19 protein-coding genes are annotated in these 17,160 nt (G+C 63.8%); 1 reads left to right on the plus strand and 18 read right to left on the minus strand.

The window, feature by feature from the left end:
* The 15 genes from WA145_RS07790 to WA145_RS07860 form a co-directional block, all read right to left on the minus strand.
* Positions 1 to 294 (minus strand): class I SAM-dependent methyltransferase (locus WA145_RS07790; RefSeq protein ID WP_422581024.1); only part of this gene is annotated, 294 nt, incomplete at its 3' end.
* Between the two features lie 8 nt (positions 295 to 302).
* Positions 303 to 1,550 carry an NAD(P)/FAD-dependent oxidoreductase gene (locus tag WA145_RS07795; RefSeq protein WP_422581025.1) on the minus strand — a complete coding sequence of 416 codons (1,248 nt, stop codon included), beginning with the start codon at positions 1,548 to 1,550 and terminating at the stop codon, positions 303 to 305.
* Positions 1,537 to 2,688 carry a sodium:proton antiporter gene (locus tag WA145_RS07800; RefSeq protein WP_422581026.1) on the minus strand — a complete coding sequence of 384 codons (1,152 nt, stop codon included), beginning with the start codon at positions 2,686 to 2,688 and terminating at the stop codon, positions 1,537 to 1,539. Before WA145_RS07800 ends, WA145_RS07795 begins: the two co-directional genes overlap by 14 nt.
* A complete protein-coding gene (locus WA145_RS07805; RefSeq protein WP_422581041.1) occupies positions 2,685 to 5,027 on the minus strand; it encodes an MMPL family transporter in 2,343 nt (780 codons plus the stop codon). The genes WA145_RS07800 and WA145_RS07805 overlap by 4 nt, the downstream gene beginning before the upstream one ends.
* Positions 5,017 to 5,700 carry an outer membrane lipoprotein carrier protein LolA gene (locus tag WA145_RS07810; RefSeq protein ID WP_422581027.1) on the minus strand — a complete coding sequence of 228 codons (684 nt, stop codon included), beginning with the start codon at positions 5,698 to 5,700 and terminating at the stop codon, positions 5,017 to 5,019. Before WA145_RS07810 ends, WA145_RS07805 begins: the two co-directional genes overlap by 11 nt.
* Before the next feature lie 215 nt (positions 5,701 to 5,915).
* Positions 5,916 to 6,341: an acyl-CoA thioesterase gene (locus WA145_RS07815; protein ID WP_422581028.1), complete on the minus strand. Its 426-nt coding sequence runs from the start codon at positions 6,339 to 6,341 to the stop codon at positions 5,916 to 5,918.
* Positions 6,334 to 7,875 carry an HAL/PAL/TAL family ammonia-lyase gene (locus WA145_RS07820; protein ID WP_422581029.1) on the minus strand — a complete coding sequence of 514 codons (1,542 nt, stop codon included), beginning with the start codon at positions 7,873 to 7,875 and terminating at the stop codon, positions 6,334 to 6,336. The genes WA145_RS07815 and WA145_RS07820 overlap by 8 nt, the downstream gene beginning before the upstream one ends.
* Positions 7,856 to 8,794: a glycosyl transferase gene (locus WA145_RS07825; protein WP_422581030.1), complete on the minus strand. Its 939-nt coding sequence runs from the start codon at positions 8,792 to 8,794 to the stop codon at positions 7,856 to 7,858. The genes WA145_RS07820 and WA145_RS07825 overlap by 20 nt, the downstream gene beginning before the upstream one ends.
* Positions 8,791 to 9,525 carry a glycosyltransferase family 2 protein gene (locus WA145_RS07830; protein ID WP_422581031.1) on the minus strand — a complete coding sequence of 245 codons (735 nt, stop codon included), beginning with the start codon at positions 9,523 to 9,525 and terminating at the stop codon, positions 8,791 to 8,793. Before WA145_RS07830 ends, WA145_RS07825 begins: the two co-directional genes overlap by 4 nt.
* A 93-nt stretch (positions 9,526 to 9,618) precedes the next feature.
* Positions 9,619 to 11,286, minus strand: a complete 1,668-nt coding sequence (locus WA145_RS07835) for an AMP-binding protein (RefSeq protein ID WP_422581032.1) — start codon at positions 11,284 to 11,286, stop codon at positions 9,619 to 9,621.
* The gene (locus tag WA145_RS07840; protein WP_422581033.1) at positions 11,283 to 11,828 is read right to left on the minus strand and encodes a hypothetical protein; all 546 of its coding nucleotides are present in this window, start codon (positions 11,826 to 11,828) and stop codon (positions 11,283 to 11,285) included. The genes WA145_RS07835 and WA145_RS07840 overlap by 4 nt, the downstream gene beginning before the upstream one ends.
* Positions 11,828 to 12,088: an acyl carrier protein gene (locus WA145_RS07845; RefSeq protein WP_422581034.1), complete on the minus strand. Its 261-nt coding sequence runs from the start codon at positions 12,086 to 12,088 to the stop codon at positions 11,828 to 11,830. Before WA145_RS07845 ends, WA145_RS07840 begins: the two co-directional genes overlap by 1 nt.
* Positions 12,089 to 12,099: 11 nt before the next feature.
* Positions 12,100 to 12,360, minus strand: a complete 261-nt coding sequence (locus tag WA145_RS07850; protein WP_325505738.1) for a phosphopantetheine-binding protein — start codon at positions 12,358 to 12,360, stop codon at positions 12,100 to 12,102.
* Positions 12,335 to 13,150 carry a lysophospholipid acyltransferase family protein gene (locus tag WA145_RS07855; protein WP_422581035.1) on the minus strand — a complete coding sequence of 272 codons (816 nt, stop codon included), beginning with the start codon at positions 13,148 to 13,150 and terminating at the stop codon, positions 12,335 to 12,337. The genes WA145_RS07850 and WA145_RS07855 overlap by 26 nt, the downstream gene beginning before the upstream one ends.
* Positions 13,123 to 13,839: a beta-ketoacyl synthase chain length factor gene (locus WA145_RS07860; protein ID WP_422581036.1), complete on the minus strand. Its 717-nt coding sequence runs from the start codon at positions 13,837 to 13,839 to the stop codon at positions 13,123 to 13,125. Before WA145_RS07860 ends, WA145_RS07855 begins: the two co-directional genes overlap by 28 nt.
* Before the next feature lie 216 nt (positions 13,840 to 14,055).
* Here WA145_RS07860 and WA145_RS07865 point away from each other — a divergent pair, with 216 nt between their 5' ends.
* Positions 14,056 to 14,829 carry a ParA family protein gene (locus WA145_RS07865; RefSeq protein WP_422581037.1) on the plus strand — a complete coding sequence of 258 codons (774 nt, stop codon included), beginning with the start codon at positions 14,056 to 14,058 and terminating at the stop codon, positions 14,827 to 14,829.
* Between the two features lie 16 nt (positions 14,830 to 14,845).
* Here WA145_RS07865 and WA145_RS07870 read toward each other — a convergent pair whose 3' ends face one another.
* The 3 genes from WA145_RS07870 to WA145_RS07880 form a co-directional block, all read right to left on the minus strand.
* Positions 14,846 to 15,652: a substrate-binding periplasmic protein gene (locus tag WA145_RS07870; protein ID WP_422581038.1), complete on the minus strand. Its 807-nt coding sequence runs from the start codon at positions 15,650 to 15,652 to the stop codon at positions 14,846 to 14,848.
* A 69-nt stretch (positions 15,653 to 15,721) separates the two neighbouring features.
* A complete protein-coding gene (locus WA145_RS07875) occupies positions 15,722 to 16,522 on the minus strand; it encodes a universal stress protein (RefSeq protein ID WP_422581039.1) in 801 nt (266 codons plus the stop codon).
* Positions 16,523 to 16,610: 88 nt separating this feature from the next.
* Positions 16,611 to 17,054 (minus strand): YiiD C-terminal domain-containing protein, encoded by a 444-nt coding sequence (locus tag WA145_RS07880; RefSeq protein WP_422581040.1) that lies wholly within the window; start codon positions 17,052 to 17,054, stop codon positions 16,611 to 16,613.
* Positions 17,055 to 17,160: the final 106 nt, after the last annotated feature.

Genomic DNA, 17,160 nt, shown 5'->3' on the forward strand with positions numbered 1-17,160 from the left:
TTGCACATCCAGGCCCAGACGTTCCGCCTCGGCACGGGAGCAGTCGAGGCTATGCGAGTCGGCATCCAGACCGATTATCCGCGCAGGCGCAAACGCCTCAGCGAGCAGGCCGAAGGACTTGCCCTGGCCGCAGCCGGCATCCAGCAGCACCGGGGCTTCCGGTAGCGGGCCGGCGAACAGACCGCGCAGGTCATTGATCGCCACGCGCAGCACATGGTGCTGCCAGACGTGGCTCTGCAAGAACCAGAAGCCGAAGCGGGTTTCCTCGACGTAGGTGGCGGCCGGGTTGCTCATAAATATCCTTATTGGCTAGTGGCGCAGAGTTCGGCGAGCACCCGCAGGCGGCGGCGCGGTTCGGCGACATAGGGGTTTTTCTCATCCCAGGCGTAGCCGGCGAGGATCGAGCTGATCATCCGGCGGATTTCCGGCTGGGCCTTCTCGAAATAGATCACGTCCTGGAAGCTGCCGTCGTACCAGCCCTCGACATACACGCGGAAGGTATCGACGCCGCGCTTAAGCGGACTAGCAAAGTCCTGCTCCCAGTCCACCGTCTCGCCGCTGAGCTGGCGGTGCAGCAGGCTCGCGGCCATGCTCGCCGAACGCATGGCGATGGTCACCCCGGAGCTGAACACCGGGTCGAGGAATTCTGCGGCGTTGCCGAGCAGGGCAAAGCCTGGACCGTGCAGGGTTTTCACGTTGGCCGCGTAGCCGCCAATGCTGCGCGCCGGGGTATCCCACACGGCATTTTTCAGCACCTTGTGCAGGCTGGGCGTCTCCTCGATAAATTGCTTGAGGCAGGCATCCAGATCCGCTGGGCGACCCTGATAGCGGGTGGCATCGGCGACCACGCCCAGCGAGCAGCGGCCGTTGCTGAACGGGATGGTCCAGAACCACACATCGCGCAGGGTCGGGTGGGTGGTGATGAGGATCTTCTCGCGGTCGAAACCGCTGCCTTGGCTACGGTCTTCGACGTGGGTAAACACCGCCTGACGCACCGGGAAGCTCGACGGCAGGTCGAGGTCGAGCAGGCGCGGCAGCACGCGGCCGTAGCCGCTGCCATCGAGAACGAAGGCGCATTCGACCTGGTACTCATGGCCATCGGCCAGGCGGCGCACGCTCAGGCGCGGGCAGTCGCCGCTAAAGTCGACGGCGAAGATTTCCTCTTCATAGCGGATTTCCACGCCCTGCAACTCGGCCTGGTCGGCCAGCAGCTTGTCGAAATCGGCGCGCAGCACCTGGTAGGTCGAGCCTTGGCCTTTGGTAAAGGTGTCGCGAAAATCGAATTCGGTGTAGCGCTCGCCCCAGCCAAAGGCCGCGCCATGCTTGGTCTGGAAGCCCGCCGCACGCACCGCATCGAGCATCCCGGCTTCCTCGACGAAGTCCAGGCAGTGCGACAGCAGACTCTCGCCAATCGAGAAGCGTGGGAAGCGCTGGCGCTCCAGCACCAGCACGTCATGGCCGTTGCGCTTGAGTAGCGCGCCGGCAATCGCCCCGGACGGGCCGGCACCTATGACTACAACCTGACGTTGTTCGACTTCAAGAGACTTCATAGCGGCTTCTGGCCTCATGCGTGGCGGCGAGTGGGTAAGCACCGGCCAGGGCCGGTAACAGGGTCGAGATCAGGCCCATCAGCATCAGGGCGAAATACAGGGCCGGGCTGATGATCTGCTGCTGCAGCAGCAGATTGAGAAAGATGATTTCCGTCAGGCCGCGGGTGTTCAACAGCAGACTTTCGCGCCACTGCCCGGCATAGGCGCGCACTTGCCCGGCGGCCCAGCTCAGGCCCAGCCAGTTACCGGCCAGTTTGCTGATGATCGGCAGCAGCAACAACGCGGCAAACTGCCAGGCAGAATACCCCAGCCAGGCGTCGAGCCAGTCGATCTGCAGCAGGCCGAAGGCCAGGATCAGCGGTACTGCCAGCCAGGTTTGCAGCCAGCGCATCCAGACGCTCGGCAGCGGCAGACGCAAAGGCAGGCGCAGGGCGGTGAGCAGCAGCAGGTAGGCGATGCCGAACACCAGGGCATTCAGCTGCAGCTGCTGCATCGCCAGCAGCAGGGCGAGAAAGCAGGTGCCGTTAAGCCGCGCCGAACGCAGTGGTAGCAGCTTCAACAGCAGCGGCAGGCCAGCGGCCAGCAGCGGCCAGAGCAGGGTGGCCGGGTCGCTGCTGCCCTGGGCCAGGCCGAAGATCAGCCAGCAGAGCAGGTCCATGATGATCGCCGCCTGCAGCAACTGGCGGATCTTGCCCACCGGGTAGCCGAGGTGTTGCAGGTAGAGAAACAGCACCGGGATGGCGGTCAGGGCAAACAGCAGGCCCACGGCAATATCGGCCAGCAGGCCCTGCTCCGGCAGCAGCCAGACCGCGCAGGCCAGGCCGCAGAGGAACGGCACAAAGAAACTCGGCAGGGCGATCTGCAGGCTGCCGGGCTCCAGCTGCAGATCGACCACATCACTGAGGATATGCCCCAGCAACAGGCAGAAGGCCACGCCATACAAGGGCTCCAGCCACACTGGCGCGAGCAGTTCGCGGGCGCCGAAGCCCAGCGGCGTGGTCCACAGCATCAGCAGCGGCAGGCCCAGGGTGGCCAGCAGCAACTGGCTGACAATTGGGATCAGGCGCAGGCGTTTGCCCAGCCAGGTCACCAGGGCAAATAACGCGAGCAACGCCAGCCAGGCCAGGGCGATGGTCATAGCGTCTGCGTCCGGTGAGCGGTGGTCTGCCGAGTGCCGGCCCAGGGCGCGAGCAGAAAGCAGAACAGCAGGCCAAGGCTGATCGCCAGGCCGAAGTTGGCAATCGCCGGGGTGTCGCTGATCAACAGCAGGCCGAACGATAACCAGCTGGTCAGCGCCGAGAGCAGGGTGCCGAGCAGGCTGACCGCCGGTCCGCCGATGTTTTCGCGCATCAGAATCGCGTAGTCGACGCCGATGGCGGTGATCAACAGCAGGCCGAACAGGCTGAACAGGGTCAGCGGCTGGCCCAGCCACCCGAGGCAGGCCAGCGCTGTCAGCGCTGCCAGCAGCGGCAGGCAGACCACCCGCAGCGCGCCACCGAGGCCGAACGGCAGGCACAGCAGCAACAGGATCGCCACGCTGGAGATGAGTTTTAATTCGGCAGCGCTAAGTTGGGTGGCGCTAAACAGCGTGTTGAGTTCGCTGATCCGATCCACCAGTTGCACCCCCGGCAGGCCCTCAACCAGCGGCTGGAGTTCGCTGCTGTTGCTGAGTCCTTGCAGGCTGACCAGCCCGGCTACGCCATCTGTATGAGCGCCCAGCCATAGCGGGCGCCAGGCTTCGCCCAGGGGGCTGGCCAGAGCTTGCTCCAGGCTGGCCTGGTTGTTCTGTTGCAGTTCCACTAATTCGTTCTGCAGCGCGTCCGGTGGAATGCCCAGGTCGAGCAGCGGTTGCCAGTGCTGCGGCAACGCCGCCAGTGCTGTACGTAGCGCCTGCAATTGACTGTCCGGAGCGACCAGTTGGCTGAGGGCGCGGTAGCCACGTAACTGACCCTTCTGCACCGCCTGATCCAGGCGCTGGCTCAATGCCGCCTGGCGTTCCAGCAGCTGCTGCGGGTTAGCCGCGCGCACCAGAAAGAACTGGCTGGTGGGCTGTTGCCCGGTCAGCTCGGCAATGCGCTGGGCTTCGGCCAACAGCTGCGGCTCCTGGCCGAGCCACTGGCGCAGGTCATTCTGTGTATGCAGCTGCCACAGCCCGCCGGCGCAAAACAGCAGCAACAGCACCAGCAGCGGCGCGCTGCCGATTTTGCCCAGCAGGCGTGCCCGTCTGGCCAGCAGACCTTGGCTAAAGCTCAGCAGCTGCGGTGATGGGTTTAGCCGCAGCCCGCGCAGCCAGGCCGGCAGCAGGCACACTGAACACAGGTAGGCGGCAATCAAACCGGCGGCGGAGAACAGTGCGACCTGGGTTAACGCCGGAAAGGGGGTAAAGGCCAGCGCCAGGTAGCCGATCAGGTTGGTGCCCAGGCTCAGGCTCAGGCCCGGCAGGGTGGCGCGCAGCGCGCCCCAGCTGCTCCAGCCATCCGCGCCCGCGAGGTTGCTCCAGCTCTTGCTTAAGTAGTGTTGCGGGTAATCGGCGGCGACCCCGATCAGGCTGGCCCCCAGTACCAGGGTCAGGGCGTTGATCTGACCAAACACCAGCACGCAGGCGGTGCAGCCAGCCAGCAGCGCCATGCCGATCGGCAACAGGCTGACCAGCACCCGCACGCGGCGGAAGGCCAGCAGCAACAGCAGCAGGGTGCCGAGCGTGGCACCGCCGCCAATCAGGCTGATCTCGCGGCTGGCCTTGGCCTGGCCGGCGGCAGCGTACAGCACGCCGCCGGCCGCCAGCAGTTGGCCGCCGACGGTTTCGACCTGTGCGCGGGTAGCGGCAAGCTGGGCGGCAATCAGCGGCGGTTCCTGCATATCGAAGGCGCTGCCCTCGGCGCTGGCGCGCAGCAGGGCCCAGGTTATGCCGGGTTCCTCCAGCAGCAGCGCGCCGCTACTGAGGTCGGCCTGAATACGGCTGCCGGGATTCAGCGCCTGCTGCGCGCGCGTCCCCAGACCCAGCCAATCCTGCTCGATGGGCAGCAGGCTGAAACCGGCGAAAGTGTCGAACAGCTGGGCGGCGCGTTGTTCGATCAGTTGTTGCGGTTGTTCCAGCAACAGCTGGCGATCCGCTATCGGCAGCAGGGCCAGGCGGTTGCTGCGCAGGTAATCGCGCAGCGCGGCAAGGTCGCTGTCGAGGTTCCACTGCACCTGAGCAAAGCGCCCGCTGCCGCGCCACTGCTCGCCCACGTGCTGCACCAGGGCAATCGCCTGGTCGCGCTGCGGGTGGCCAATCAACAGCAGCAGGTCGCGATTGAGCGGCTCCTGCATACGCTGTTCGGCTTGCTGCACCAATTCATCGCCACTACCAGCCGGCAACAGCGCGAGCATATCTGCTGCAATGGGCGGGCCGTTACGCCATTGCCAGGCAGCGAGCGCCAGCAGCGCTGCAAGCAGCAGCAGAAAGCCGCGCGGCAGCCAGCGTTCACTGGGCAAAATCGCGGTGCTCCTGCTCACTTAAGGCATCGCCGGCCTGGCTTTCCGGCAGGCGCAGCACGCTGTGGTCGCCCTGGGTTTCCTGCAGTTCAATGCGCTGCACCAGCGCGCCGCCCTCGATCTGAATACTGTCGAATATCTGCTTAAGCAGTGGCGAGCGGGGGGTGAGGCGCAGTTGCCAGGCCTCGGCGCTGCCGCTTAAGTGCAACTCGAAATCCCGCGCCAGGCCGCTATGGTCGCCCTTGAGCACGGCAAGAAATAGCCGGCTCTGCTGGGCAGCAACATCCTGCCCGGGCTGCGCTTGCCAGCCGCTGGGCGTGCGTTTGGCGATGCCCTGGCTGTCGATGCGGTAATCCTGCTTGAGCGGGCTTTGCAGCTGCCAGAGCAGGCCGAGGTCACGGCTGAGGACAAATTGGCCACGACTGGTCAGCGGCTGCGGCAGGGCACGTAGGTGCTTTTCCTGAATCAGCGGGCCACGGACCACGGCGGGCTTGGCCAGCTGGGCGCTGAGTTGGTCGAGGTCGAAGGCGTGGACTTGGGTGGTTAAGAGCAGCAGGCTCAGCGTTAGGCCTATTGTCGCGGTGAGTTTGCGCTTGGGTTGCGCCCCCTCGGGCGCGTCACTTTTTCTTGCTTGCCCAAGAAAAAGTAACCAAAAAGAAGGGCACCCCGACATCCGGGTCTCGCTGCGCTCGACTTCCCTCGCTCCATCACCACTCCAGGGGCCGGCGTACAAGGGCCGTCCCTGGCCCTTTACGCCTTTCGCCGCATCCATGCGGCTCATCCCCTTGCGTGGCGATTGCGCTCGGCCTTCTGACGGGGAGGGTCCCCGCTCCAACATCTCCGTTAGACAGGGGTTGAGCGCTGAGCTCAATCCGGTCAAAAGGCTGTTCACGCCAACACCTTTTCAACGGCATCGATCAGCACCTTGGGCGAAGCGAACTGCATCTCGCGGGTGGCGATTTCCACCGCCACCTGCACGCTGCTGCCACGGGTCATGCGTTCACCGCTGGCGGCGTCAGTGATCAGGTAGTTGATCTTCAGGCGGTTTTCCCACTCCACCAGGTCGGCACGCACGATGATCGTCTGGCCGAACTGCGCGCCACGGATATAGCGAACCTGCAGGTCGATCACCGGCCAGGCGTAGCCGGCGTCGCGCATCTGTACGTAGTTGTGGCCGAGTTTGTCGAGCAGGGCGCAGCGCGCTTGTTCGAAGTATTTGACGTAGTGGCCGTGCCAGACCACTTCCATCATGTCGACATCGAAGAACGGCACCTGCAGTTCGATCTCCACCTGCAATACGCCTTTGCTACGCATAGAGCCTCCAGTGCTGTTCGCGGATACGCAGCAGGCACAGGCGCAGTTCGCCTTCCAGGGCGCGGTCTTCGATCACCGGGTGGAAGTCCACGGCCAGCTGTTCGCGCATGGCGGCGATGGGGGCCGGGATATGCATCTTGCCGTCGCGCTGGCGCAGCCAGACGCCCTGGTTGGCGGCCAGCAGGGTGGCGGCGGCGACCTGTTCGGTCAGCTCCAGGCTGCGCAGGGCGTCGCGGGCGGCGATGGTGCCCATGCTCACCTTGTCCTGGTTGTGGCATTCGGTGGAGCGCGAGAATACGCTGGCCGGCATGGTGTTTTTCAGCGCTTCGGCGGTCCAGGCGCTGGTGCCGATCTGTACGGCCTTGAAGCCGTGGTTGATCATCGCGCTGACGCTTGGTGCGCCGGACAGGTTGCTCGGCAGGCCGTGGTTGTAGCGGGTGTCGACCAGCAGGGCGAGCTGCCGATCGAGCAGATCGGCGACGTTGCCCACCAGGTTTTTCAGGCTGTCCATGGCGAAGGCGATATGCCCGCCGTAGAAGTGCCCGCCGTGCAGCACCCGTTCGGCTTCGGCGTCGATCAGCGGGTTGTCGTTGGCGCTATTCAGCTCGATCTCGATAAATTGGCGCAGCAGCCCCAGGCTGTCGGCCAGCACACCCAGCACATGCGGCGCACAGCGCAGCGAGTAGCGGTCCTGCAGGCGATGCAGTGGCGCGGTGGGTGCGTCGATGGCCAAGTCCTGACGCAGCCAGGCGGCGACCTGCATCTGCCCCGGGTGCGGCTTGGCGGCGAACAGGCGTTCGTCGAAGTGTTCCGGGTTGCCTTCCAGCGCCACCACGTTGAGTGCGGTGATGCGCGTGGCCAATTTCAGCAGGTAGTCGGCGCGCGAATAGGCCTGGCAGGCCAGGGCGGTCATCACGGCGGTGCCGTTCATCAGTGCCAGGGCTTCCTTGGGGCGCAGGGTCAGCGGCGTCCAGCCCAGCTCGTTGTGCACGTCGATGGCGCTGCGGCGCTCACCCTGGTACATCACCTCGCGTTCACCGGACAGGGTGGCGGCGACATAGGACAGCGGGGTCAGGTCGCCACTGGCACCCACCGAGCCTTCTTCCGGAATCAGTGGCAGCACATCAAATTCGAGAAAGGCCTGCAGGCGCTCCAACAGCTCCACGCGCACCCCGGACACGCCCTGGCACAGCGACTGCAGGCGTGCGGCGAGAACGGCGCGGGTGCTGGCTTCATCGAGCAGTTTGCCCAGGCCGCAGCCGTGGAAGGTGTACAGATGGCGCGGCAGGGCCTCGACCTGATGCAGCGGCACGGCCACCACGCAGGAGTCGCCGTAGCCGGTGGTGACGCCGTAGATCACGCCTTCCTTGTCCAGCAGGCTGTCGAGAAAGCGCGCGCCCTTGGCGATTTTTTCGCGGTAGGCGGCATCGCTCTGCAGCTGCGCCGGAGCGCTGCGGTTGGCCAGGGCGACAACCTGCTCGATGCTCAGGGGGCGTTCGCCAAACACGATGGGATCAGGCTGATGTGTCGTCATCTTCATTCCAGAACGGGTAGAAATTGAACCATTGCAGGGGCGCATCCAGGCAACGCTGCGCGAGCTGGTCGGCGTAGCGCTGGGTCCAGTGGCGGATCACCTCATCCCGTTCGCTGCGCTTCCAGTGCAGGCGCTCGGCGAAGGGTTCGATGATCACCTGATAGCGGTTGTCGATTTTCAGGCAGTGAATCAGCCTGACCGGGCATTGCAGCAGCCCGGCCAGCAGCCACGGGCCTTGCGGGAAGGCGGCGGGCTTGCCGAGAAAGTCCACGCTGACCTTGCGGCTGCCCGTGAGCGGTACGCGGTCGCCGGCAATCGCCAGCCACTCGCCGCGTTCCAGGCGCTCGGACAATTGCAGCATGATCGCCGCGTCCAGTTCGCTGACCTGAATCAGGCGCAAATGGGTGGCGCCGGCCTCACCGAGCAGGCGGTTGAACTGTTCGGCATGTTTGGTGTGCACCAGCACATTCATCGTCACCTGCTCGCCGAGCTCGGCCAGGGCGCGGCAGACTTCCAGGTTGCCCAGGTGTGCGGCTACCAGCATCTGCCCACGGCCTTGCTGGTGCAGCTGGACGCAGGCGTTGCCCGGGTCGATCAGGGTTACCTGTTGCATGCCGAGCTGGCCATTCCACACATCGAGCTTGTCCAGCAGGGTATCGGCGAAGCTCATAAAATGACGGAATACCGACCGGCGAGTGGGTTGCAGTTCGGTGCGGCCGCTCCAGTTGGCCAGGTTGCGCTGGTACTGGCGGATGCTGCGCCGCGCCTTGGCGCCGAACAGATAGAAATACAGCACGATCAAATACAGCAGCGGGCTGATCAGCCGGCGGCCGAGCAGGCGCGCCAGCCAGGCGGTGAATTTCATCAGGACAAAGCTGCCGCGCTCGCGCTGTCCGGCCCAGTGCTGCTGGCCACTCATGCGCGCCACCTGCGCCAGAGAATCTGTGGAGCGCGCAGCAACATGCCGAAGAACAGCTTGGTGTGCATCAGGGAAATCAGTGCGTTGTCGTGCCACAGGCGAAAGTGCGAGAGGCCATCCAGCGGGTAATGCACCTTGGTCGGCAGCCAGTGCATGGGCTGATTGCGCCAAGCCAGGCGCACCAGGACTTCGGTGTCGAAATCCATGCGCTTGCCGATCTTTACCCTGTCGATCAGCGCCAGGGTGGCTGGCAGCGGGTACACGCGAAAGCCGCACATGGAATCGCGGATGCTCAGCGACAGGGTGTTGATCCACACCCACACATGGGTCAGGTAGCGCGCATAGAGGCGGCCTTTCGGCACGCTCTCGTCGTACTGCGGGTAACCGCAGATCAGCGCCTCAGGGGCGGCTTGCGAGGCGTTGATGAAATGCGGCAGGTCGCCCAGATCATGCTGACCATCGGCGTCCACCTGCAGCGCATGGCTAAAGCCCAGCCGGGCCGCTTCCCGCAAGCCGGCCATGACCGCGCCACCCTTGCCCTGGTTGACCGGCAGGCGCAGCAAATGGGTATCGGGCTGGGTGGCCAACTGATCCATCACTGCCGCGCAGGCCGGGCTCGACGCATCGTCCACCAGTACGCAGGGCAGGCCAGCCGCATGCAGCGCGGCGACCACCACGGGCAGCGCGTGCTCGTGGTTGTACACCGGAATAACGGCGCAGGGCTTATGCATGGATCGCGGCCCCGTAGGATGGGTTGAGCGCAGCGATACCCATCGAACCGCTGTTGGGTATCGCGGCGCTCAACGCCAACCTACACAAACCATTCATTGTGCTGGCCCCAGCAGAATCCGCCCGGATGAGCAGGCCGCTTCGCCATTGCGGAAGGCGAAGTACAGCTTTCCGCGTGCGGCGTCAAAACGCAGGCTCAGTTGCAGCCGATCACCGGGGCGCACCAATTGCTGGAATTTCAGCACTTCCATGCCGCTGAAGCGCGGTGGCAAATCGGCGATCAGACTGCGCGCCAGTTGCTGCGCCCAGTCGATCTGCACCACGCCAGGCAGTACCGGGGTCTGCGGGAAATGGCCGGAGAAATGGGCGAGGTCCAGCGGTACCTCCAGCTCCAGCTGCCATTCGCCGTCCTGCTCGGTGGCCGACAGCGGCTCTACCTGGGTCGGTCGTGGCTCCGCCAGCAGCGCTTCCACTGCGGCCTGCGCCAGCTTGCCCTGACTGTTGTAAGGCAGCTGCGCGAGCAGGCGCCAGCGGCGGGGCAGGGCGATGGCTTCGCAATGGTCGGCCAGATGGCGACGCAGGGTTTCCGTGACGGTCTTGCGCCCCTGGTTGCGCAGGGCATGCAGGCCAGCCGGGCTCAAGGCCACCAGGGCGCCGAGGTAGGCGCGGCCTTGCTGCACCACGCCGAGGCGCGCGTCGCTGAGCCATTGGTGGCTGCTTAGCGCCTGTTCGAGCATGGGCAGGGAGATACGTTTTTCTTCCAGCTTGATAATCCGGTCCAGGCGGCCGCGCAGGGCGAAGCGGCCGTCGGCCTGCAGTTCCACCGCATCGGCGGTCTGCTCGCGGTGGCCGGCCGGTAGATAGGGCGAGGTCAGGTTGAGTGCACCAGCTTCGTCTTGGCCCAATTGGATGCCGACAAACGGCGTCCACAACTCACCGCCCTGACGCCAGGCGATGCCGCCGGTTTCCGAGCTGCCATAGATTTCCGTGGGCCATTGGCCAAGCAGGCCGTGTAATTCGGCGGCGGTTTCCGCTGGCAGCGCGCCGCCGGAGGAGAACACCTGGCGTACCTGGCGCAGTGCGTGCCAGTCCAGATTGTCGCCCATTCTCTTTAATAGCGCGGGGCTAGCCACCCAGGCGAAATCAGTGCCGGTTGCCAGGCTTTCACGCTGTAAATCTTCGGGGAACGGCTGGGCGCGGCGTTGGAAGGCGCGGCCGGCGCATAGCGGCCAGAGCACGCGAAACAGCAGGCCGTAGATATGCTGGGTGGCGACGCTGCCGAGGATGGTCGCGTCGCCCAGTTGTTCGCCCCACAGTTGCTCCAGGGCGGTCACTTCATTGGCCAACTGACGCAGGGATTTGTCGATCAGCTTGGCTGCGCCGCTGGAGCCGGAGGTGCACAGGGTTAGTCGGCACTGGTCGAGATCGAGCGGGGCCGGCGGCAGTGCAGCGCTTTCGGGGCTAAGCAGGCCATCGAGGTTGTCCAGCCACAGGTCGCACTGGCTGCCGAGGTGCTGACGGGTTTGCGGCTGGGCATCGGCTGGCAATAGCACGGCAATCCCGGCGCGCCAGGCGGCCAGCAGGGCGATGGCCAGTTCAGCGGCGTCGTCGAGGTACAGCGCCAGGCGCTTTACGCCACGGCCTTGCAGTGCAGCCGCCAGTTGCAGGGCCTGCTGGCGCAGCTGGGGGTGATCCAGATCGGCCGTTACTGCGCGCCCTGGGTGGGCGTCGAGCAATAGATGCTCGAGGGGCAGCCAGTTCATTCATGTCTCCTTACACGCTGGCGCACCAGCCACTCGCCGGCAAACAGCAGGCCCATCAGGCCGTAGGCAATCAGCCCGGTATACAGCGTCCACCAGCTCAGCGGCGCCCAGACATTCAGCGCCACCACCACCAGGCCGTTGGCCAGGAAGAACCAAGCCCAGACCTGGGTGACGGTGCGGGTATAGCGCACCGCCACGTCCGGCAGTTGCGGCTCGCTCAGGCGCGCCAGGCGCTCGATCAGCGGCGGGCCGAACTTCAGGCTCAGGCCGAACAGCGCCAGCAGCAGGCCGTTGAGCAGCACCGGGTACCAGCGCAGCAACTCAGGCTCACCGGCCAGGCCGAGCAACAGGCAGAAGCCCAGGGCCACGGCGGTCATCCAGCGGTTGCCCGGCTTGCCCCATTGGCTCAGCGCACGCACCAGCCACAGGCCGCCGAGCACGCCGGCAAACAGGCGCGGCGATAGATGCTGCATGCCGTAGTACACGGCAAAGGGGTAGAGCAGCCCGGCCAGCAGCAGGAGCAGGCCAAATAGGCGACTCATTATTCGTTGGCTGGGGCGTTGACCAGCTGCAGCACCGCCTCGACCACATCACCGACGGTGCGTACGGCCTTGAACTCCTCGGCCGCAAGCTTTTTGCCGGTCTGGCGTTTGATATGGTCGATCAGGTCCACGGCGTCGATGCTATCGATCTCAAGGTCCTGATAGAGGTTGGCTTCAGGCGTAATGCGTTCTGCGTCCAGCTCGAACAGCTCGACCAGGGCATCGCGCAGGGTGGCGAAAATCTCTTCACGGGTTTGCATCGGCGGCTTCCTCAGGCGGTCTGTTGCGATGACACGAATGCCGCCAGGCTGGCTACGTTGGCAAAGTGCTTGCGGGTGTCCTTGGCTTCGGCGTCGATCTTGATGCCGAAACGTTTCTGGATCGCCAAGCCAAGTTCCAGGGCGTCGACCGAATCCAGGCCCAGGCCTTCACCGAACAGGGTCAGGTCGGCGGCGATGTCTTCGGCGGCCATATCCTCAAGCCCCAGGGAATCGATGATCAGGTTTTTAATTTCCAGCTGTAAATCGCTCATCTTTGGCGAGCTCCTTCATAAAGTGTTGGTGCAGAACATCGTTGAGTTTGCGTGAGGCTATCGGCGGCGATCCCAGGGCATTGAACTGTTGCGGGTCAATATCCTCGCCTACGCGCAGACGAATGTGAAAGCGGCGCGACGGAATGCTGTACCAGGGCTCGGCCTTGGTCAGGGTGGTGGGACTGACGCTGATCACCACCGGGGTGACGATGCGCGCGCCACGCAGGGCGATGGCCGCCGCGCCACGGTGAAATGCCGGTGCTTGCCCCGGCGTGGTGCGCGTGCCTTCGGGGAAGATCACCAGGGTCTGGCCGCTCTGCAGGGCGCCGGCCGCTTCGTCGAGCATGTCCATGCTGCCGCTGTTGCTGATGTAATGGGCCGCGCGCAGTGGCCCGCGCATGCTCGGGTTATCCCACAGGCTTTGTTTGACCACGCAGTTGGCATCGCGAATAAAGGCGATCAGCACCACCACGTCGATCAGCGACGGGTGGTTGGCGATGACCATCTGCCCCGGCTGGCCGAGGCGTTCGATGCCTTCGACCTCGTAGGTCAGTACGCCGCTGCGGTACATAAAACGCACGAACAGGTAGAAGGTTTTGCTGATCACCGCGCGGGCGCGGGTGCGCCGGCTCAGGGCATCACCCGGCAGCAGGGCGAGCAGCGGGAAGATCAGCACGCGCAGCAGCACGCCGCCGATGCCGAACAGGCTGAAACTCAGGGCCGTAGCAAGCAGCCGCCAGACATAGGGCGCGCTGTAACGGCTCAGGCCTTGTTGCGTGACCAGGTCCATTGTCGGCTCTTCCAGTGGTGTTGCAGGGTGGGTTGGTCGCTGCACAGGGCGCGGACCAGGTTGAGGGCGTGGGGCCATTGGCTTTGAGCGCCATTGGCGCTGCTTAGTTGCAGTTGCCAGTCATCACCCGGCGTCAGCAGCAGGCCAACGGCATAGGGAAATGGCACATCATCGACAAAAGGTGCGTAAACCTCGGGCGGAGTTTCTTCGGCAATCACCAGCAGCACCGCGGGTGCACCGTCGTGGAGCATGCCGCAGGCTTCCAGGATGGCGTTCTCCAGGCCATCGCCGGCGCCGGCAATGGCGGTCATTTCGCTGTGATCGCCGCGCTGGATCGACCACAGACCGATGATCGCGTTATGCACCGAGAGGCTGAACTGGGTCGGCGACAGCGGCTCGCCATGCGCCAGGTCGGTCAGAATAGTCAGGGTGCGTGGAGTTTCACCGTGCCGGCTGGCGAACACCATGGGCAATTGCGGGTGCGCTTCGGCCAGCGGCCAGGCGACGTGAAAGGCCATCCGCGCCAGACGGCTCAGGCGCCGGCGCTGCATGGCCGGCAGTGCGCTGACATCCGGTTGCTCACCCGCATCCACCAGGCGCGACGGCGCCTGATGCCAGGCGCACCAGTCAGCCGTGCTGTCCAGGCCAGGGGCCCAGGCACGCCATTGTTCGATCCTGAAATGTGTCACGCGGTGGGCATCCATGTCGGCTACAGCCAGCGGCAACCAGCGCAGGGCTTGGCAGCAGCTGTGGCGAAGTGCTGGCATTATCCAGACCGCAGGGACCATGCGCAAATCCGTGGCCTGCTGTTCTGACCGGAGGCAGCGCGGTTTTGCCGAAAATCTCGCCCTTTTCACGTACTTTGCATAGAATCCGGAACCATTTCGGTGCTCAGAGGGTGTTTTATGCGGCGCGTGATCTTCAATCAGAAGGGCGGTGTAGGTAAGTCCAGTATTGCCTGCAACCTGGCCGCAGTGAGCGCTTCCCAGGGCTATCGCACGCTGCTGATCGACCTGGACGCCCAAGCCAATTCAACCCATTACCTCACCGGTCTGACCGGCGAGGATATTCCCATGGGTATTGCCGAGTTCTTTAAGGGCACCCTGTCATCGGCGCCGTTCGGCAAGAAAGGCAGCGTGGATATCTACGAAACGCCGTTCGACAACCTGCATGTGGTGACTGCCACCGCCGAGTTGGCTGACCTACAGCCCAAGCTGGAGCAGAAGCACAAGATCAACAAGCTGCGCAAACTGCTCGAAGACCTCAGCGAAGACTACGAGCGGATTTACCTGGACACCCCGCCGGCGCTGAATTTCTACACCGTCTCCGCGTTGATCGCCGCCGACCGTGTGCTGATTCCGTTCGACTGCGACAGCTTCTCGCGTCAGGCGCTGTATGGCTTGCTGCGCGAAATTGACGAACTTAAGGAAGACCACAACGAGGGCCTGGAAGTCGAGGGCATCGTGGTCAATCAGTTCCAGCCGCGCGCCACCCTGCCGCAGCAACTGCTCGATGAGTTGATCGCCGAGGGCTTACCGGTGCTGCCGGTCAATCTGATGAGTTCGGTGAAAATGCGCGAGTCACATCAGGCCTGCACGCCGCTGATCCACCTGGATCGCAGCCACAAACTGACCCAGCAGTTTGTCGAGCTGCATGACCTGCTTAACGCCGCGTCATAGTGGGTGTCACGCCGCGCTAGAGAAGTGGCGTGGTGTGCCGTGGTGGCCGGGAAAAGCCTTTACGCATATAAGTGGCACGCGCGTGGCGCAGGACGATCTGCTCAAAGGCGCCGCGTTCGCGTAGCTGCTCTACCGCCTGGGTAAGCCGAGCCAAAGTTGCCTCCTCGGCGGTTTTGCGCGAATAGAACAGCCAGAAGTACTGCTCGCCTAACACCAACGGCCGGGAGAACGTGGCCTGGGTCAGCCTCATCCCTTCGGCCACGGTGTAAATACCCAGGTCAGAGCCGATCAAACCGTCGATGCGACCGTTGACCACCATGGATAGCCCCTGTTGGTAATTATTGATGGGGAATTTTTTGATCGCCTGGTCTGCGGCGAACGCGTCGTTGAAGTGCCCACCGCGCATGACGCCGATAGTCAGGCCATGCAGGTCATTGAACGTGCGCAGGCGTTTGCCGGCCCCCGCCAGCACAATCACCTGCAACGGAAAAATTGGCGCCACCTTGATCGCCGCTTCAGCCAGATCATCATTATCAAAACGCAGAACAAAATCCGCACGGCCATGCTTCAGCTCTATTACGGTGCGCGCATAGGGCAGCAGCATATTGCGTGAGGTGAAACCGGCCTGGGCGGCGATGCGGTTGCTGATTTCGTACATGATGCCGTGTAACTGGCCATCTTCAGCGGTCATGCCGAAGGGCGGTATGTCGATGGTGACGATATTCAGCGGTCTTGCCTGTGGAGCGGTGACGGCGAGGATGCAGGCAAAAAAACCGAGCAGGGCCAGTGCTCGGTTCAGGGTGACTAGGGGGTGTGGCTTCATGGCCTTCACGCTAGAGCGCTGATGATGCTAGGTAGCTTAGTCTTGTTTGGTGTTTGGGCTTGGTAGCCTTCAGCGCACCACGTAGATATCGCAGGGCGCCTTGTGTAGGAAGTGCTGCGCCAGGCTACCGAGCAGGGCTTGCGACAGTGCGCTGCGGCCGTGGCTGCCGAGTACCAGCAGTTCAGTGTTGGTGCTTTTCAGGCGCGCTTGCAGGCAGCGCAGGATGCCGCCTTGCTCGACCGAGTGGGTCAGGGTCGGGCCTTTTTCCGGCAGATTCTGCGCTTCATCCTCCAGCAATTGGTTGATCAGGGCTTTCTGCGTGGCCAGTTGCGCTTCGACCTGCTTGGGCGTGCCTTTGTTCGGCTCGAAGACGTGCAGGGCATGCAGTTCGGCGGTTTCCGGCAGCAGGCGATAGGCCTGGCCAAGGGCGCTGCAGGCACACAGCGAGAAGTCGATGGCGGCCATAGCGCGCTCATACGGGCGTGAGTCGTTACGCGCCACCAGCAGCAACGGCACCGGGCAGTTGCGGGCAATGCGATCGAGGCTGGTGCCGGAGAAAAAGTCGTGGCGCTGGTGATGGCCACCGAGTACCAGCAGGTCGCAACCCAGCTCATTGAGCTGCTGCAGTACCACTTCTGAGGGTTTGATACCGGTGCGGATCAGCAACTGGCTGTCGGGTGGGGCGTACTGGGTCAGGCTGCGATCCAGGGCCTGCTTGGCCTGTTCGCGTTCCTGGGTGCTTTTATTCGGGTCGAGCACATGCAGGATGGTCAGTTTGGCGTTGAACTGCTTGGCCAACTGGGTGGCACGGCATAGCGCCATGTCGGCGGTGTCGCGCAGGTCGTGGGCAATAAGGATGTGACTGGGCATGGTCGGCGTTCTCCTGCCGATGCATGTCGGCACATTTATTGTGACCTCGAGTCATAGCTGGACTTTTGACCCAGGGCAAGGTCGGGTGTCAGCGTGCGCGTAATTGGTACAGGCCGCGACTCTCGGCCACTACTTCACCACTCTCATCGGTTAGCTGCAACTGTAAAACATACTCGGCTTTGCCGAGTTCTGCTGCGTGCTTTTGCAGTTGCTGGATTTCTTCCGTGGTAAGGCGTGCCTCGACCCAGATATCGCCGGTGGCGGGGCGGCGAAAGCGCAGGTTCATTTCCTTGATGATGGGGTAAAAGCGCTGGGCATCGAAGCTGGTAAGAAACAGCGCGCCGCCGGGAATTTCCGCCAGGGTGAACAGCGCGCCGGCGTACATGCTGCCGATATGGTTCTGGTTGCCCGCCAGCGGCATCAGCAGGCGCACGTGGCCCGGTTCGAGCACTTCGGCCTTGAGGCCGCTGCGCTGGACAAAGGCAATCTGTTCTTCGGTGAGCTGGCGCACCAGTTCGATAGACATCGTCATGCTTGGCTCCACAATTATTGTTGTGTAGCCAGCCTAAGGGTTGGTCGATGGCAGGGTAATGACCGCAGTGTTGGTGCAAGATTGACCAATCCGCTCAGTGCGGTCT

The sequence above is a fragment of the Pseudomonas sp. genome, assembly GCF_049301935.1.
Taxonomy (GTDB): domain Bacteria; phylum Pseudomonadota; class Gammaproteobacteria; order Pseudomonadales; family Pseudomonadaceae; genus Aquipseudomonas.

What these genes read in the sequence shown, in the direction of transcription:
- WA145_RS07815 (WP_422581028.1), bottom strand. Translation starts at nt 6,341, where the DNA reads ATGCGTAGCAAAGGCGTATTGCAGGTGGAGATCGAACTGCAGGTGCCG.
- WA145_RS07850 (WP_325505738.1), bottom strand. Translation starts at nt 12,360, where the DNA reads ATGAGCGATTTACAGCTGGAAATTAAAAACCTGATCATCGATTCCCTG.
- WA145_RS07855 (WP_422581035.1), bottom strand. Translation starts at nt 13,150, where the DNA reads ATGGACCTGGTCACGCAACAAGGCCTGAGCCGTTACAGCGCGCCCTAT.
- WA145_RS07825 (WP_422581030.1), bottom strand. Translation starts at nt 8,794, where the DNA reads ATGAGTGGCCAGCAGCACTGGGCCGGACAGCGCGAGCGCGGCAGCTTT.
- WA145_RS07840 (WP_422581033.1), bottom strand. Translation starts at nt 11,828, where the DNA reads ATGAGTCGCCTATTTGGCCTGCTCCTGCTGCTGGCCGGGCTGCTCTAC.
- WA145_RS07880 (WP_422581040.1), bottom strand. Translation starts at nt 17,054, where the DNA reads ATGACGATGTCTATCGAACTGGTGCGCCAGCTCACCGAAGAACAGATT.
- WA145_RS07810 (WP_422581027.1), bottom strand. Translation starts at nt 5,700, where the DNA reads ATGTCGGGGTGCCCTTCTTTTTGGTTACTTTTTCTTGGGCAAGCAAGA.
- WA145_RS07865 (WP_422581037.1), top strand. Translation starts at nt 14,056, where the DNA reads ATGCGGCGCGTGATCTTCAATCAGAAGGGCGGTGTAGGTAAGTCCAGT.
- WA145_RS07800 (WP_422581026.1), bottom strand. Translation starts at nt 2,688, where the DNA reads ATGACCATCGCCCTGGCCTGGCTGGCGTTGCTCGCGTTATTTGCCCTG.
- WA145_RS07830 (WP_422581031.1), bottom strand. Translation starts at nt 9,525, where the DNA reads ATGCATAAGCCCTGCGCCGTTATTCCGGTGTACAACCACGAGCACGCG.
- WA145_RS07875 (WP_422581039.1), bottom strand. Translation starts at nt 16,522, where the DNA reads ATGCCCAGTCACATCCTTATTGCCCACGACCTGCGCGACACCGCCGAC.
- WA145_RS07835 (WP_422581032.1), bottom strand. Translation starts at nt 11,286, where the DNA reads ATGAACTGGCTGCCCCTCGAGCATCTATTGCTCGACGCCCACCCAGGG.
- WA145_RS07820 (WP_422581029.1), bottom strand. Translation starts at nt 7,875, where the DNA reads ATGACGACACATCAGCCTGATCCCATCGTGTTTGGCGAACGCCCCCTG.
- WA145_RS07870 (WP_422581038.1), bottom strand. Translation starts at nt 15,652, where the DNA reads ATGAAGCCACACCCCCTAGTCACCCTGAACCGAGCACTGGCCCTGCTC.
- WA145_RS07795 (WP_422581025.1), bottom strand. Translation starts at nt 1,550, where the DNA reads ATGAAGTCTCTTGAAGTCGAACAACGTCAGGTTGTAGTCATAGGTGCC.
- WA145_RS07845 (WP_422581034.1), bottom strand. Translation starts at nt 12,088, where the DNA reads ATGCAAACCCGTGAAGAGATTTTCGCCACCCTGCGCGATGCCCTGGTC.